The sequence below is a fragment of the Pseudomonas sp. NPDC088414 genome, assembly GCF_044753325.1.
In the GTDB taxonomy this organism is placed as follows: Bacteria; Pseudomonadota; Gammaproteobacteria; order Pseudomonadales; family Pseudomonadaceae; genus Aquipseudomonas.
In genome coordinates, this window is record NZ_JBIVMY010000032.1 from 1 (window position 1) to 15,901 (window position 15,901).

The following is a 15,901-nucleotide window of genomic DNA, read 5'->3' on the forward strand; positions in this document are numbered from 1 at the left end:
ACAACTTCGATCAGCTTGTTCAGGTTTTTGGTGATCTGCTCGATGATTTCATCGTGGCCCACGGTGGTCAGCGTCAGACGCGACAGTGTCGGGTCTTCGGTTGGCGCCACGGTCAGGCTTTCAATGTTGTAGTTGCGCTGCGAGAACAGGCCGACTACGCGAGACAAAGCGCCGGGTTCGTTTTCCAGAAGCAGGGAAATAATGTGCCGCATGATTAAGTACGCTCCGTCTTGCTCAGCCACATATCGCGCATGGAGCCGTCTTTGATCTGCATCGGATAGACGTGCTCGCTGGTATCGACCGAAATATCGATCACCACCAGACGATCTTTCATGGCGAACGCTTCTTCCATCTTCGACTTCAAATCTTTCGAATCGGTGATGCGCACGCCGACGTGACCGTAGGCTTCAGCCAGTTTGACGAAGTCAGGCAGCGACTCCATATACGAGTGCGAGTGACGGCTGCCGTAGCTCATGTCCTGCCACTGACGAACCATCCCCAGAACGCCGTTGTTCAGGATGACGATTTTCACCGGCAAGCCGTATTGCAGGCAGGTCGACAGCTCCTGGATGTTCATCTGGATGCTGCCTTCGCCAGTGACGCAGGCAACATCGTCATCCGGGAAGCTCAACTTGATACCCATGGCCGCCGGGAAACCGAAGCCCATGGTGCCCAGGCCACCGGAGTTGATCCAGCGGTTCGGCTTGTTGAACGTGTAGTACTGCGCCGCGAACATCTGGTGCTGGCCCACGTCGGAGGTGATGAAGGCATCGCCCTTGGTCACTTCGCACAGGGTCTCGATCACGGTCTGCGGCTTGATCAGGCTGCCGTCGCCCTTTTCATAAGGGAACAGGCCGCGATCACCGCGCCACTCATCGACTTGCTTCCACCAGCTGGCAACGGACTCCTTGTTCGGGGTCTCGCCGATTTCCTTGAGGATCGCGACCATTTCGGTCAGGACGCTCTCCACCGGGCCAACGATTGGTACGTCGGCCTTGATGGTCTTGGAGATCGAAGCCGGGTCGATGTCGATGTGGATGATCTTGGCGTTCGGGCAGAACTTCGCCGCGCCGTTGATCACACGGTCATCGAAACGCGCGCCGACAGCCAGAATCACGTCGGCATGGTGCATCGCCAGGTTGGCGGTGTAGCTGCCGTGCATACCGAGCATGCCGATGAACTGCCGGTCGGTGCCAGGGAAACCGCCCAGGCCCATCAAGGTGTTGGTCACTGGCAGGTTGAGCATTTTCGCCAGTTCGGTCAGCGGTGCGGAACCGTTGCCCAGAATCACCCCACCACCGGAATAGAGCACTGGACGCTTGGCCGCCAGGAGCATTTCTGCCGCCTTGCGGATCTGCCCGGAGTGACCGCGAACGGCCGGGCTGTAGGAACGCAGCTTGGCTTTTTTCGGGAAGATGTATTCGAACTTCTCGGCCGGGTTGGTCATGTCTTTCGGGATATCGACCACGACCGGGCCCGGACGACCGGATTGCGCCAGGTAGAAAGCTTTCTTCATGACTTCCGGGATTTCCGAGGCGTGCTTGATCATGAAACTGTGCTTCACGATCGGCCGGGAAATACCGATCATGTCGGTTTCCTGGAACGCGTCGGTGCCGACCATGGTGCTTGGCACCTGACCGGAAATGATCACCATTGGAATCGAATCCATATAGGCGGTGGCGATACCGGTGATGGCGTTTGTGGCGCCAGGACCTGATGTCACCAATACCACGCCGGCTTTACCGGTGGCACGGGCGTAGCCGTCAGCCATATGGGTAGCCGCTTGTTCGTGACGAACCAGGATGTGGGTCACTTCCGGTTCTTTGAACAGGGCATCGTAAACATGAAGGAGAGCACCACCCGGGTACCCGTAGATATATTTGACGCCTTCGTCACGCAAGAAGCGGACGAGCATCTCACCGCCAGATAAAAGCTCCACGTTGTTCACCTCTAAAACGCCAGAATACCGTCCACAAAAAAGGGGCGGGTCTTAATAGGTTTACTTCTCGGCAGAGCATGAGCGACGGTGGTCGCCGACTACGTCAGCACTGACTGAGCAAGTATTGGGATCGTCCCAAGTGTTGCGGGCCTTTCCCACCCAGCGCGAGGTAACGCGTTGCGGGTGTAACAGGTCGACGCGGATATGCGCCTCATGATCTACCGAGTGGGTCTGCTTCTGGCAGTCCCTCTACAGCGGACTTTGGATTCTTCTGTTTCGCCCTCTCCAAGTCAAGCCGTCAATGTGCTTAATTGTGGGTAAGCACATGAGAACGCAAGAAAAAACCTGAAAACAGCTACTCTGTTAGCGTCAATTGCGCAATTTTGCCAAGGAATCAGCATGCGAACGCTTCTGTTAACTCTGCTGATCGGCCTCAGCCCCTGGTGCTCGGCCGGTCAGATCTACAAATGGGTCGATGCCCAGGGCGTCACTCACTTCGATGCGCAGCCACCGCAAGGTTTGCCCGCAACGACCGTGCAGACACCCTCCTCACCCCCACCGAAACCTGCAGCCATGCCTGGCAGCGGCGCGCTGGGCGATCAGAAAGCCATCGACGACAAGGTCAAGAAACAGGTAACCGAGCAGCAGGCGCAGCTCAAGGCGTTTTGCGAACAGGCACGGACGAACCTGGCGCAGTTGCAGAACAATCCGCGTTTGAGGGAAGAAGTGGATGGGCAATTGCGGCGACTGGATGATGCGCAGCGTCAGGGGCGTCTCGCCGAGACGCAGAAACAGATTACTGAAAACTGCCAATAACCCTGTAGGAGCTGCCGCAGGCTGCGATCTTTTGATCCTGCTTTTAAAAACAGAATCAAAAGATCGCAGCCTGCGGCAGCTCCTACAGAGGTTCAGCGGGAGGCAGTGATCAGCAGGTCAAACTCTTTGAGCAGCACCTGCAGCTGTCGATCCTTGCCCTGCAGATTGCGCTGGGCGAAGACCATTTCAGCCATTTCCTGAATGCCCGAGGCGTTGGGCAAAGGCAGATCCTGCTCAAGGATCATCTTCATCCGTGGCAGGAAGATCCATTGCAGCCACTGCTCGAAATCCAGCGTGTCGACCGAAAACGGTTCGACACTGCTCAAGGCCTCGGCCGACGGCTGAACTTCATCCCACCAGCCCTGCGTGCGCAGTTCACGCTCGATCAACAGCAACTGATCGGCGATTTTCGGGAAACGGGAATCCATCACAGCGAAACCTTGGCCTTCTGACGAGCCAGAGCGGCGCCGGCGGAATCGCCCTGCTTCTCACGGGACTGCGCGATGATTTCCCACAGGTTGGCCTGCAAATCCGGGCGGCCGTTGGCCATGGTCAGCGCACGACGGGCGAACTGCTCGGCCTGCGGTGCATCACCTTGCGCCATGCGCACTTGCGCCAGACGATAAAGCACTTGCGGCTCACGCGGGGCTACGCGCTGCGCGCGCTCCAGGCTGGAGGACGCGCCATTGAGGTCGCCACCGGCCTGTTGCTGTTGCGCGGTGGTCAGCAAGGCGAGCACCGGGCCATCCAGTTGCTCATCCGCCGACAGACCACCGCCACTGCTGGCCGAAGGAATCCCGCTCGGCGTCGAAGGCATGCTGTAGCTGCCGGTGTTGACCGGTGCCGACTCGGCCGGCGAAGGATTGTACGGACCCGCCGTAATTCCGCCGGAAGCCGGACCAGGAACGATCGGCGAGGAGCTGATCGGCGCCGATGCCGCAGCACCGCCACCCGGCACCATCACCACCACGCCGGTATCGCCTTGCGGGATGGCCTGGGATTGCGCCTGACCCTGAACTGGGCGTTTGACTGTCGTCTTGCGGAAACCGCCGTTGGCCGACAGCCGTTCGCTGTTGGACACGGCTGTGCCGGAGTCCACCACCGGGATCGAACCACGCTGTACGGTAGAGCAGCCACTGAGCAAAGCCACGGCAGTCACCGCTGGAATCAACCACTTGTTCACTTGAAACCCTCTTTGCTTAATTCATCCAGCCCTTGACCCAATCCATCACCGACTCCGGCGAGGCAGGCGTTTCGCTTGCACACGCGGCGCCGGGTGGCGGTTCGCTGCCGCGAATATACGGCATCTGCACCGCCCCGGGACAGTTGGCATCCGAGCCCTGCCCGGTACGCGAATCGACCCACGCCTGCACGATGTTGTCCGGCTGCGGCATGTCCAGCGGCAGCGGGTCAGCCTTGCGCATGAAACTGGTCCACACCTGCAACGCACCGGTCGCCCCGGTGAACGGGGTCTTGCCATTGTCGTCACGACCCAGCCAGACCACCGCCAGCAGATCCTGACTGAAACCGGCGAACCAGCTATCACGCGAGTCGTTACTGGTACCGGTCTTGCCGGCCAGCGTCAGGGTCTTGGGCAGCACGTTGTAAACCGAGCTGCCGGTACCTTCACGCATCACCCGCTGCATGGCGTTCTGGATCAGGTAGATGGACGCCGGATCAAATCGCTGCTCGATCTGGAACGGATAACGCTTGAGCGGTTCGCCCTCGGCGGTCAGTACGCTGCGAATCCCGCGCATCGGCGTATTGAAACCACCGTTGGCGAGGGTCTGATACATGGTCGCCACTTCGATCGGGGTCATGCCGCCAGCCCCGAGCAACATCGACGGGAACGCCGGGAATTCTCGGGTCACGCCCAGACGCGCAAGGGTCTTGAGCACATTCGGCACACCGACTTCCAGGCCCAGACGCGAGGTCGACAGGTTGTAGGAGTGCGCCAGCCCTTGGTAAAGGAACACGGTACCGTGAGAGCGACGGTCATAGTTCTGTGGTTTCCACACCTGGCCGTCCGCGCCTTTAATCGACAGCGGATCATCCGACAGCCAACTGGTCAGCGTGTAGTGGCTCGGTTTTTCCAGTGCGGTCAGATACACCGCTGGCTTGACCAAGGAGCCGATTGGCCGCACGGCGTCCAGCGCCCGGTTGAAACCGGCGTAACTGGCCTGACGGCTACCGATCATCGCCTGCACTTCGCCGGTTTCCGGATTGGTCACGACCATCGCCGCTTCCACATCATCGGAGCCCTTGCGTCCAGCCAGGCGTTTAAAGGTGTCGTTGACCGACGCCTCGGCTTTCATCTGCAGAATCGGGTCGAAACTGGTGAAGATGCGCAGGCCTTCTTCGGTCAAGTCTTCGTCGCGGTAGTCTTCACGCAACTGGCGTTTGACCAGATCGATGAAGCCCGGGAACGAGCTGTCGGCGAGCTTGCCGCGAGTGGTTACACCCAGTGGCATTTTCTTCGCCGCTTCGACCTGTTCGGCAGTTGCCACGCCTTGCTGTTCAAGCACGTCGAGCACCAGGTTACGCCGTTCCAGCGCACGCTCGGGATTGCGGCGCGGGTTGTAGTAGGACGGACCTTTGACCATGCCGACCAGTAACGCAACCTGATGCAGCTTCAGCTCGGACAATGGCTGGCCGAAGAAGAACTGGCTGGCCAGACCGAAACCGTGCACCGCACGCTGGCCGTCCTGCCCGACGAAGACTTCGTTGAGGTAGGCCTCAAGGATTTCCTTCTTGTCGTAATGCAGCTCCAGCAACATCGCCATCATCGCTTCGGTGAGTTTGCGGCTCAGGCTGCGTTCATTGGTGAGGTAGAAGTTTTTGACCAACTGCTGGGTCAGCGTACTGCCGCCCTGGGTCATCTTGCCGCCAGAGGTGTTGACCCAGATCGCCCGGGCAATCGATTTCGGCGAAACGCCCCAGTGACTGTAGTAATCACGGTCTTCCACCGCGACCAGGGTGTCGAGCAGATACGGTGGCACCTGATCGAGCTTGATCAGGATGCGGTCTTCAAGATTTTTTGGGTAAATGCCGCCGATCATCAGCGGCTCGAGCCGCACCACGGACAACTTCCCGCCGTTGAGCCCGGAGAGCTCGGCTACATAGTCGCCAGAGAAACGCACGCGCACCGGCTGCGGTTTCTCCAGGCCTTCATAGAACTGGAAGCCGCGAGTATTCAGATCGACGGTATTGCCGTTAACGGCGGCGGCACCGGGGCCATTGCTCACGGCTTCGCGGCGATAGCCCAAGGCATCGAGTTCGGTGAGGAAATCGTCCTTGCTGAGCTTTTGTCCGACGAACAGCTCCAGCGGGCGCGCGTATACCTTGGCCGGGATGGTCCAGCGCTTGCCGGAGAACTTCTCCTGCACCACGGCATCGAGGTAAACAGCGAAGCCGGCCAACACCACAAGGCCGACCAGGCTGAGTTTAATGGCCCAGCTCAACCATGGGCTGAGGCCCTTGGAGACTGGTTTTTTCTTGGTACGGGGGGATCGAGTTCGAGTCATGGCGGCGGATTATACGCACTTTATTCATACTCAACAGGAGCGCTCCGAGGTTTGCGTCAGGCTGGCGAGCGGCCATAATGACGACCTCGAATTTCCCAGTCTCTGAAGGATCGCCCGTGAGCCAGTCCCTGATCGCTGCCCTGCAAAACCCGGCCCTCTACCCGCACCCCGTCGAAGGGTTCCAGGTCATCGAAACCCACATCTCCTGGGTGATCCTCACCGGCCCGTTTGCTTATAAAGTGAAGAAGCCAGTGAATTTCGGCTTCCTTGACTTCACCGGCCTCGAATCCCGCGCACATTTCTGTGCTGAAGAGCTGCGCCTGAACCAGCGTCTGACCGACGATTTGTATCTGGACGTGTTGCCGGTGACCGGCAGCGTCGAGGCGCCACAACTGGGCGGCGACGGCCCGGTGATCGACTATGTGCTGAAGATGCGTCAATTCCCGCAGACCGGCCTGCTCAGCACCCTGCAAGCCAACGGTGAGCTGACCACCCAGCACATCGACGAAATGGCCGAACAGATCGCCAGATTCCACCTCAGCGCGCCAAAAGTCCCGGCCGAGCACGACGCCGGCACGCCAGACAGCGTGATGGCCCCGGTGCGCCAGAACTTCGAACAGATTCTGCCGTTCCTTAGCGACAAAAACGATCTGCTGCAACTCGAGGCACTGAAAGCCTGGGCCGAGAGCAGCTTCGATCGTCTCAAGCCACTGTTCGCCCAGCGCAAGGCCGAGGGATTCACTCGCGAATGCCACGGCGACATCCACCTGGGCAACGCCACAGTCATCGACGGCAAGGTGGTGATCTTCGACTGCATCGAGTTCAACGAACCATTCCGCTTCACTGACGTCTGGGCCGACACCGGTTTCCTGGCGATGGACCTGGAAGACCGCGGCCTGAAATCCCTGGCCCGTCGTTTCATCAGTCAATACCTGGAACTGACCGGCGACTATCAAGGCCTGGAAGTGCTGAATTTCTACAAAGCCTACCGCGCGCTGGTTCGCGCCAAAGTTGCACTGTTCAGCATGCCGGCGGACGCCACCCCGGTGCAGCGCGCCACCACCCTGCGCCAGTACCGCAATTACGCCAACCTGGCGGAAAGCTACAGCACCATTCCTTCGCGCTTCATGGCCATCACCCACGGCGTATCGGCTGTCGGCAAGAGCCACGTGGCGATGCGTCTGGTCGAAGCGCTGGGCGCGATTCGCCTGCGTTCCGACGTCGAGCGCAAACGTCTGTTCGGCGAGCAGACCGTAGCCAACGACGTGCAGGCCGGGATTTACAGCGCCGACGCCAGCGCCGCCACTTATGCCCGCCTGCATGAGATTGCCGGCGTGATTCTGCACGCCGGGTTTCCGGTGGTGATTGATGCGACCTACCTCAAGCGTGAGCAGCGCGACAACGCCGCTCAAGTGGCCGAGGCCACCGGCACGCCGTTCCTGATCCTCGACTGCAACGCGCCTCAGGCGGTGATCGAAAGCTGGCTGGCGATTCGTCAGGCTGACAAGAAGGATCCTTCCGACGCCACGCTGGCGGTCATCGAGGCCCAGCAGTCCAGCCGCGAAGCGCTGACGCCAGAAGAGATTCTGCGCAGCAAACGCGTGCAGACCAATGAAAGCGGGACCCTCGACACCGTAGTCGCACAGATCCGTCAGCGTTTGCCAGGCCTGTAAGAAACTATTTCGGCCGTGAAGCCCTCGCTGGCTTCACGGCCGTCAAATAGTGGCACTATACTGGCGTCATAAAACCAACAGGTGATGTGACATGAGCCAGCCGAAACTTCTCGACACCCCGCTTTATGCCTTGCTGCACAAGGACGACATCACAGGCTTCAACAAGGAACGCCCGAACGACGGCCCGATCGACATGGTCGGTGGCGACTTCCGGGGTCTCGATCTGCGTGAACTGAACGCCGACGGCGTGGATTTCCGTGACGCCTACTTCCGATCTGCCGATTTGCGTGGCATCGATTTCCGTAATTCATCACTCGAAGGCGCAAGCCTGGCGCACGCCCAGATTTCCGGAGCGTACTTCCCGCCGGAACTGAGTGCCGACGAGATCCTGATGTCGATGAATTTTGGTACTCGCCTGCGCTATCGCACGCGCTGAAACACCTATTATTGCCTGACACAACGCCCTCCTCCTGTAGGAGTGAGCCTGCTCGCGATGACGTAGTGTCAGTCACCACATATTCGAGCTTGAAAACGCTTTCGCGAGCAGGCCCACTCCTACACGGTAACTTGCTTTATCCCTTCTTTCTGCGCTGGCAGACCTTTCCATCGCGCTTTCTTAGAAGCGTTTGCGTCTAATCCGACCAAACAACCACGCTTTTCCTACTGATGGCTACACTCCTGAGAAGATCGCCCACGCACCATTCGGCCGTCGCAAGGAGGCTTGATGAATGATGAACTGCAACACCTGAAGAATCTTGGCAAGACGTCGGCGCAATGGCTGCATGCCGTGGGGATCCACAGCGCCTCGGACTTGCGTCGCCTGGGGGCGGTGGACGCCTATCGGGCGGTGCGTACCCGCGGGTTTCGCGCATCGAAGGTGTTGTTGTATGCGATCGAAGGGGCGCTGATGGATGTGCACTGGAACGACATCCCGGCCGAACGCAAAGACGCCTTGAACAAGCAGCTCGAAGCCATCTCCTCGCGTCACAAGAACTGAACGGGCGCTGACTGCCATGTATCTGCTCGGGGAACAAACGGCACAGGTCGATGCACTGATCAATCGCTTGCAGAGTTTGCCTGAGCGCTGGCTGGAAGGCCTTGCGCCGTGCGGGCCAGCCTTTGAGCCAGAAATCTCTGACGACCTGATGGTACAGCTCCCACACGATCAGCTGTTTCTGCTGACAGAGGGCGTGATCCACGGCCATATCGGCGGTCGTGCTCTGTTTTACTGGCAGGAAGGCGATCTGATCGGTCTGCAGCAAGGTGACGCCTGGACCGACTGCCACCTGCGCAGCGACGGGCCAGTGCGCTTGCTGCCCTATCGGCGAACCGAGCTGTTCCAGCATTTGTATGCCGAGCCTGACCGCGCCGAGCAATGGCTTGAGTATCTGCTGGGACAGATGGCGCTACTGGCTCACGCGCTGGCCGAACTGAAACCACGGGAATTTCGCAGCACCAATGGCTTTAAACGCGTCGAGAGCGGTGAGGTGTTGATCCAGCAGGGCGATGCCGCCGATCACGTCTTCGTGATCATCGATGGACATGCCGAAGCCTTTGTTGATGGACACAAGGTTGGCGAAGTGCCCAAGGACGAGATTTTCGGCGCCATGGCCGTATTCACCGGTGAGCCGCGTAACGCTACGGTCATCGCGCGCGAGCCGAGCACGGTGATGCTGATTCCCGGCGAGCAGTTTCTGAACATGACCCGCAACAATCCGAAAATTGCCCACAGCCTGATCGAGAGCATGGCCCGACGTATCGGCCAGCTCAATCAACAGATCACGCAACTGAGTGCCGTTAAACCTCCACGTTGAGTCCCATATTTCCGGGGCATTCCGGCCATTTGCCCGACTAAATCAAGCAAACGGAAAAACAGTGGTTGACTCGGTAATGAGAATCGCTATGATTATCACAACTGGTCGCGAGATCAGTCGATATTCTGAAAAGCCCTTGGTTCGGACTCTCAGATTATCTCCTCATCAGGCTAATCACGGTTATTTGACCCGGTTTTTACCGGGTCTTTTTTTGCCTGTGGAAAAGTCATTGGCCGAACTGTTTGCGCATCTGTGCGCAGTAATCCTGCGCGGGCGTGGCCGGGGTGTACCAGACGTAATCGGCCATCGCCACAGTAACCTCGGCACCCTGCTCGGCCAGCATCAGCACCGTTGGCGCCTGGGCTGCGCCCAGATCCAGAACATGCAACGGCACGCCCACATCCTTGCGCGCATGCCAGGCACCCGCCAGCAGCAAGGCTGGCGTCGGCGCTGCCAGCAAACGTTCGGCCATGCGCCGATCGCGCTGTTGCTGAACCGCGAGCATTGCCGGCATCTGCGATTTGGGCAGCAAGCCGCAATGTGAATCGCTGATCTGTTCGAGCAGCGTGGCTTTTACCGTTGCCGCATTGCTGCGATCACCGTTCAGGGCTGGCGGCTGACCATAGAACGCGCGGATTTCACTGTCGTCCAGATTGGCCGCCAACAGCGGATAGCCTTGCGTGAGGGCGAACCGAACGATCGGTCCATAAAGATTCCAGTCCCAGCCATCCTGCCAGGCCAGTGTGGCGGGAAGATCAGTGAGGGGCGTTGCTGCGCGGCGAACCTGATCAACTTTCGGCTGTTGATTCGGCGTAAGCATCTCCAGCAGCAGACTGCCCTGAGGGCGCTGTTCCCCAAGCGCTTGCAGCAACCATAACTGCACGGCGTGGTGATCGGCATTGTCATGCTGTTCGCCGATGATCAGCTGGTGCGGCTTGGCCAGACGCGTCAGTAGTTCCTGCGCCGTCAACACCTGGCCGCTGTTCAGATCGCGAATCTCACCGCTGAGCGGTGGCGGCGCAGCAACATGCTGACACCCCGCAAGCCACAATACGGCTAACAACCAGATCCCGCGCATGCATCACCTCGATGAGAAATCAGCGGGCGATGATCAGCGGATGCCCGCGCTCCGGGTGCGGCTGCACCAATACTTCGAGACCGAACACGGCTTTGAGCGAGTCCGGTCGCAAGACTTGCTGCGGCGTATCCAGCGCCACCGGGCGCCCGCCCTCAAGCAGCAACACCCGGTCACAATAGCGCGCCGCCAGATTCAGATCATGCAGGATGACCAGCACTGCTGCGCCACGGTCGGCAAATTCACGTACCGCTTGCAGCGTCGTATGTTGGTGCAGCGGATCGAGCATCGAGGTCGGCTCGTCCAGCAACAGGGTTTGCCCGGCCTGCCCCGGCCACAACTGCGCCAGCACCCGCGCCAGATGCACACGCTGACGCTCGCCACCCGACAGCGCCAGATAACTGCGCCCGCTCAGGTGCGCGGCATCCGCCGCGTCCAGTGCTGCAGCGACGATCTCGTCATCGCGCACGCGGCCGCTCTGATACGGCAACCGGCCCATGCCGACCACTTCTTCGACACGAAAGGCAAAATCCAGCGTCGAAACCTGCGGCAACACCGCCAGACGCTGAGCGCGCTGCGTACCTGTCCAGTGATTCAGAGCATTGTCGTCGAGCAACACCTCGCCTTCGCTGGCCGCCAGTTCACCACACAAGGCACCGAGCAAGGTACTTTTGCCGGCACCGTTCGGCCCGAGCACACCCAGGACCTCACCCGATTCAAGTTGCAAAGTGACGTCGCTGAGGACGGTCTTGCGCCCGCGACGGATGTGCAGATTGTGCGCACGCAACATCAGGCACGTCCTCGCAGCAGCAGATAAAGGAAGAACGGCGCGCCGATAAATGCAGTGACAATGCCAATCGGCAACTCTGCCGGCGCCAGCGCCAGCCGCGCCACCAGATCGGCCAACAACAGCAGGCTTGCCCCCGCCAGCACCGACGCTGGCAACAGCACCCGGTGATCCGGCCCGGCCAGCAAGCGCACCAGATGCGGCACCACCAGCCCGACGAAGCCGATCATCCCGGCTGCCGCTACCGCCGCGCCAACACCCAACGCCGTGCAGAACACCAATTCACGTTTGAGCCGCTCGACATCAATTCCCAGATGCCCGGCTTCAGACTCACCGAGCAACAACGCATTCAGCGCCTTGGCACGGCGCGGCAACCACAGCGCAACGCCAGTGCTGATAATCAGCAACGGCCACAAACGCGCATAACTCGCACCATTGAGGCTGCCCAGGTTCCAGAACGTCAGCGTGCGCAAAGTCGCGTCATCTGCCAGATAGGTGAACAACCCGACTGCCGAGCTGGCCAGCGCCGTCAGGGCAATCCCTGCCAGCAGCATGGTTGCGACATTGGTCTGACCGTTGCGCCGCCCGAGTCGATAGACCAGCGCCGTCACCCCGAGCCCACCGAGAAACGCACACGCCGACAACAGATACGGCCCGAACCACTCCGGCAACCCGCCAAAAAACGAACCGCCGACAATCGCAATCGCCGCCCCGAGCGCCGCGCCGCTGGACACCCCGACCAACCCCGGATCGGCCAGCGGATTGCGGAACAGGCCCTGCATCGCCACCCCCGACAGCGCCAGCACACCGCCGACGGCCAGACCGAGCAAGGTGCGTGGCAGACGGATCTGCCCGAGGATCAGTTCAGCCTGCTCCAGCCCATCCGGCGCCAGCGGCATACCGAGCATGCGCAACGCCGCGCGCAAGGTATCCAAAAGAGGCAGGCTGACCGGCCCCAACGCCAACGACAACCAGATGGCCAGCAAACACAGGAGTGTCAGGCCGATAAACAGGCTGCGTGGTTTGACCAGTACGGTCATTGGCCGCTCGCGGTCGGGTAAAAGCCGTCAGACAAATTCTTCAGTGCCGCCGGCAAACGCGGCCCGAGCCCGCCGACCAGCAGCGTCGGATCCAGCTCCAGTACCCGTCCGGTCTTGGCCGCACGGCTTGAATTGAGAATGGGGTTTTCCTTGAACAATGCCGCTTTTGCCGCCTCACCGCTCAACGCGCGATCAGCAAACACCAGCACCTCAGGATCGAGCCCGGCCAGCGACTCCACGGAGAACGGCTTGTAACCGGTATGCGTCGCCAGGTTATGTCCGCCGGCCCGTTGCAGCAGCCAGTCGGCGGCAGTGTCCTTGCCGGCAATCAGCGGTTTGCCGCCGGCATGCCCGATCAGCACCAGTACACCGGGCGCCTTTTGTTTGGTCTGCAACTCGGCGACTCGGGCTTTCTGCGCGGTCAGCTGCTGTTGATAACTTTCCAGCAACTGCGCCGCCTGGCCTTGCGCGCCGAGCAACTGCCCGAGATGCGTGATGCTTTTTTCCAGGGTCGGCAGATCCGGCTGCGCCGAGAACAGTTCGACCTGTACCTTGGCGCTTTTCACTTGAGCGATAACCGGTGGCGGCCCCATTTCTTCGGTGCCGATGAGGATGTCCGGACGCAGGCTGAGAATGCCTTCTGCCGACAAGCTGCGTTGATAGCCAATGCTGGGCAGTTGCTTCAGCGATTCAGGATGCTGGCTGGTAGTGTCAACGCCCACCAGTTTGGATTCTCCGCCCAACGCACTCACCCACTCCGAGAGCGCGCCACCGGCACTGACCCAACGCTGTGGTAAATCGGCAGCTGTCGCCTGAAGGCTGGCGAGCAGTCCGGCACACAGCACGGCAACGCGGGTAATCAGGCGCATACGCAGCTTTCCTTGAAAAGTTTTCCCGGGCAGCGAACCGGCGGGCCAAGTATCCTTGGCGGCGGCTGCGCGCAGTGGGCGAAGGCGGCCATTTGATAATTGTTTGCATTTAAACGTCAAGCTCGGACATTTCCTGAAACGAGCTGACATTTGAGGATAGCCATGAAGTTTTTGTGCGCCGGCGCCGATCTCAATGAGGCCGGCAGCCGCGGTTTCGACATCGACGGCAATAAACTGTTTGCCGTGCGCCGCAATGGTCAAGCCTATGTTTATTTCAACCGTTGCCCGCATCGCGGCGTCGGCCTGGAATGGCACCCCGACCAGTTTCTCGACCCGAGCAACAGCCTGATCCAGTGCGCCACCCACGGCGCACTGTTTCTGATCGAGGATGGAGAGTGCGTCGCCGGGCCCTGCGCCGGGCAATCCCTGACCGCCATTCCCTGCCGCGAAGACGCGCAGGGGCTGTGGATAGATGTTTAACCGTTGAGCAAAACGTCCAGCCGCCGGTCGATCACCATCTCTTCGTGGTTCAAGCGCACGCCGTAGGCCAACACCTCGACCCCGCACGCCGCTGCTTCACGCAGGGCATCCGCGTACGCCGAATCGATTTCTTCGGCCGGTCGAACCGCGTCAATCCCGCTGAGATTGACGCAATACAACTGCACCGCACGAATACCGTCACGGGCCAGATGCGCCAGTTCGCGCAGATGCTTGGCCCCGCGCTGGGTAACTGCGTCGGGAAACGCCGCGACGTTCGTCCCGTCGAATCCCAAAGTGACACTCTTCACTTCCACATAAGCCGGCCCGCTCGGGTATTCGAGGCGGAAATCGATACGGCTTTTTTCCTGACCGTATGCCACTTCGCGTTTAAGCGCCGTGAAGCCATTCAACTCGCTGATGACACCGGCTTGCAGCGCCTCTTCAACGAGGGCGTTGGCGCGGCCAGTGTTCACGCAGAACAGCCGACCCTGCGGCGTTGCACCGATTTCCCAAGTGCCGGGCAGCTTGCGCTTCGGGTCGTTTGAGCGACTGAACCACACTTGCCCGCCTTCGACCTGGCAGTTGAGCATCGAGCCGGTGTTCGGGCAGTGCAGGGTCAACAACTCGCCATCGACCGTTTCAACATCCGCCAGAAAACGTTTGTAGCGGCGAATCAACCGCGCCTCTTCCAGAGCCGGATAAAAGCGCATCAGCCTTGCCAACTCTTCAAGCCACGGGCAATACGTTCCACTGCTTCCTGTAAGCGAGGGAGGTTTTGCGTGTAAGCAAAGCGCACATGGTGGCTGGCCTGATAACGCCCGAAGTCCAGCCCTGGAGTAAAGGCAACATGCTCGGTTTCGAGGAAATGTCGGCAGAACGCGAAGGCATCACCGCCGAACTGGCTGATATCGGCATACAAGTAGAACGCACCTTCAGGCTCGACGGCGATGTTGAAACCCAATTCGCGCAACGCCGGCAGTAGGAAGTCGCGGCGGCGGCCAAATTCGGCGCGGCGCTCTTCGAGGATGCTGATGGTGTCCGGCTCGAAACAGGCCAGAGCGGCGTACTGCGCCATGCTCGGGGCGCTGATGTAGAGGTTCTGTGCGAGTTTTTCCAGCTCACTGACCGCCGCATCCGGCGCCACCAGCCAGCCGAGGCGCCAACCGGTCATGCCGAAATATTTGGAGAAACTGTTAAGGACAAAGGCACTGTCATCGACTTCCAGGACGCTGGCGGCATCGGTGCCGTAAGTCAGGCCGTGGTAGATCTCGTCCACCACCAGATGCCCGTGGCGCGCCTTGATCGCGGTGGATAACCCGGCCAGTTCATCGCGGGTCAGGATGGTACCGGTGGGGTTGGCTGGCGATGCCACCAACGCACCAACGCTGTCGTGATCCCAATGACGTGCCACCAGATCCGGGGTCAGTTGGTAACGCACCTCCGGCCCGACCGGCACCAGTTGCGCCGCGCCTTCGACCAGTCGCAGGAAGTGCCGGTTGCACGGGTAGCCCGGATCCGCCAGCAGCCAGTGTTTGCCCGGATCGACCAGCAAGGCGCTGGCCAGCAACAGCGCACCGGAGCCCCCCGGCGTGATCAGGATCCGTCGCGGATCGATGTTCAGGCCATAACGCGTCTGATAGAACCCGGAAATCGCCTCGCGCAGTTCAGGAATACCACGCGCCGCGGTGTAGCGGGTCTTGCCCGCCGTCAGCGCAGCCTGCCCGGCACGGATGATCGGCTCGGCCGTGGTGAAGTCCGGCTCGCCGATTTCCAGGTGGATCACATCGTGACCTTCGGCCTGCAGTTCGTTGGCCCGCGCCAGCAGCGCCATTACATGGAACGGTTCGATCGCACGACTGCGCGCACTGTAAGGCTGAGCCATTG

Annotated in this window: 17 protein-coding genes; 6 read left to right on the forward strand and 11 right to left on the reverse strand. The window is 60.3% G+C overall.

Features of this window, described 5'->3' with window-relative positions:
- The coding region (gene ilvN, locus ACIP8I_RS21920) for an acetolactate synthase small subunit (protein ID WP_400763893.1) at positions 1-212 on the reverse strand (212 nt) is incomplete at its 3' end.
- A 2-nt stretch (positions 213-214) separates the two neighbouring features.
- Complete coding sequence (locus ACIP8I_RS21925) at positions 215-1,939, reverse strand: acetolactate synthase 3 large subunit (protein WP_027614081.1); 1,725 nt, start codon at positions 1,937-1,939, stop codon at positions 215-217.
- A 399-nt stretch (positions 1,940-2,338) separates the two neighbouring features.
- Here ACIP8I_RS21925 and ACIP8I_RS21930 point away from each other — a divergent pair, with 399 nt between their 5' ends.
- Positions 2,339-2,755, forward strand: a complete 417-nt coding sequence (locus ACIP8I_RS21930) for a DUF4124 domain-containing protein (RefSeq protein WP_400763895.1) — start codon at positions 2,339-2,341, stop codon at positions 2,753-2,755.
- A 92-nt stretch (positions 2,756-2,847) separates the two neighbouring features.
- Here ACIP8I_RS21930 and ACIP8I_RS21935 read toward each other — a convergent pair whose 3' ends face one another.
- The 3 genes from ACIP8I_RS21935 to mrcB are packed head-to-tail and all read right to left on the reverse strand — an operon-like array spanning position 2,848 to position 6,279.
- On the reverse strand, positions 2,848-3,183 hold the full coding sequence (locus ACIP8I_RS21935) for a YqcC family protein (protein ID WP_007963922.1): 336 nt from the start codon (positions 3,181-3,183) through the stop codon (positions 2,848-2,850).
- Positions 3,183-3,938 carry a hypothetical protein gene (locus ACIP8I_RS21940; RefSeq protein WP_400763899.1) on the reverse strand — a complete coding sequence of 252 codons (756 nt, stop codon included), beginning with the start codon at positions 3,936-3,938 and terminating at the stop codon, positions 3,183-3,185. The genes ACIP8I_RS21935 and ACIP8I_RS21940 overlap by 1 nt, the downstream gene beginning before the upstream one ends.
- A gap of 16 nt (positions 3,939-3,954) precedes the next feature.
- Complete coding sequence (mrcB, locus tag ACIP8I_RS21945) at positions 3,955-6,279, reverse strand: penicillin-binding protein 1B (protein WP_007963918.1); 2,325 nt, start codon at positions 6,277-6,279, stop codon at positions 3,955-3,957.
- Between the two features lie 116 nt (positions 6,280-6,395).
- Here mrcB and ACIP8I_RS21950 point away from each other — a divergent pair, with 116 nt between their 5' ends.
- The 4 genes from ACIP8I_RS21950 to ACIP8I_RS21965 all read left to right on the forward strand — a co-directional run bounded on the left by ACIP8I_RS21950 (position 6,396) and on the right by ACIP8I_RS21965 (position 9,766).
- On the forward strand, positions 6,396-7,952 hold the full coding sequence (locus ACIP8I_RS21950) for an AAA family ATPase (RefSeq protein WP_400763901.1): 1,557 nt from the start codon (positions 6,396-6,398) through the stop codon (positions 7,950-7,952).
- A gap of 91 nt (positions 7,953-8,043) precedes the next feature.
- The gene (locus ACIP8I_RS21955) at positions 8,044-8,388 is read left to right on the forward strand and encodes a pentapeptide repeat-containing protein (RefSeq protein WP_123464123.1); all 345 of its coding nucleotides are present in this window, start codon (positions 8,044-8,046) and stop codon (positions 8,386-8,388) included.
- Positions 8,389-8,676: 288 nt separating this feature from the next.
- Positions 8,677-8,949: a TfoX/Sxy family protein gene (locus ACIP8I_RS21960; protein WP_003228231.1), complete on the forward strand. Its 273-nt coding sequence runs from the start codon at positions 8,677-8,679 to the stop codon at positions 8,947-8,949.
- Between the two features lie 16 nt (positions 8,950-8,965).
- Positions 8,966-9,766, forward strand: a complete 801-nt coding sequence (locus ACIP8I_RS21965; protein ID WP_400763905.1) for a Crp/Fnr family transcriptional regulator — start codon at positions 8,966-8,968, stop codon at positions 9,764-9,766.
- A 226-nt stretch (positions 9,767-9,992) separates the two neighbouring features.
- On the opposite strand, the gene ACIP8I_RS21970 is transcribed toward ACIP8I_RS21965, so the two are convergent.
- Genes ACIP8I_RS21970 through ACIP8I_RS21985 form a run of 4 tightly spaced genes read right to left on the reverse strand, consistent with a single transcriptional unit; the run spans position 9,993 to position 13,537 of the window.
- Positions 9,993-10,844 (reverse strand): ChaN family lipoprotein, encoded by an 852-nt coding sequence (locus ACIP8I_RS21970; protein WP_400763908.1) that lies wholly within the window; start codon positions 10,842-10,844, stop codon positions 9,993-9,995.
- A 19-nt stretch (positions 10,845-10,863) separates the two neighbouring features.
- Positions 10,864-11,631: a heme ABC transporter ATP-binding protein gene (locus ACIP8I_RS21975; RefSeq protein ID WP_400763910.1), complete on the reverse strand. Its 768-nt coding sequence runs from the start codon at positions 11,629-11,631 to the stop codon at positions 10,864-10,866.
- Positions 11,631-12,614 carry a FecCD family ABC transporter permease gene (locus ACIP8I_RS21980; RefSeq protein ID WP_400763984.1) on the reverse strand — a complete coding sequence of 328 codons (984 nt, stop codon included), beginning with the start codon at positions 12,612-12,614 and terminating at the stop codon, positions 11,631-11,633. The genes ACIP8I_RS21975 and ACIP8I_RS21980 overlap by 1 nt, the downstream gene beginning before the upstream one ends.
- Positions 12,615-12,664: 50 nt before the next feature.
- Positions 12,665-13,537 carry a hemin ABC transporter substrate-binding protein gene (locus tag ACIP8I_RS21985; RefSeq protein WP_400763913.1) on the reverse strand — a complete coding sequence of 291 codons (873 nt, stop codon included), beginning with the start codon at positions 13,535-13,537 and terminating at the stop codon, positions 12,665-12,667.
- A gap of 162 nt (positions 13,538-13,699) precedes the next feature.
- Here ACIP8I_RS21985 and ACIP8I_RS21990 point away from each other — a divergent pair, with 162 nt between their 5' ends.
- A complete protein-coding gene (locus ACIP8I_RS21990; RefSeq protein ID WP_400763916.1) occupies positions 13,700-14,017 on the forward strand; it encodes a Rieske (2Fe-2S) protein in 318 nt (105 codons plus the stop codon).
- Here ACIP8I_RS21990 and sfsA read toward each other — a convergent pair.
- The gene (sfsA, locus tag ACIP8I_RS21995) at positions 14,014-14,727 is read right to left on the reverse strand and encodes a DNA/RNA nuclease SfsA (protein WP_400763918.1); all 714 of its coding nucleotides are present in this window, start codon (positions 14,725-14,727) and stop codon (positions 14,014-14,016) included. The two genes, ACIP8I_RS21990 and sfsA, sit on opposite strands and share 4 nt — an antisense overlap.
- Positions 14,727-15,899, reverse strand: coding sequence for a pyridoxal phosphate-dependent aminotransferase (locus tag ACIP8I_RS22000; protein ID WP_134787345.1), 1,173 nt, complete (start codon positions 15,897-15,899; stop codon positions 14,727-14,729). Before ACIP8I_RS22000 ends, sfsA begins: the two co-directional genes overlap by 1 nt.
- Between the last annotated feature and the right edge of the window lie 2 nt (positions 15,900-15,901).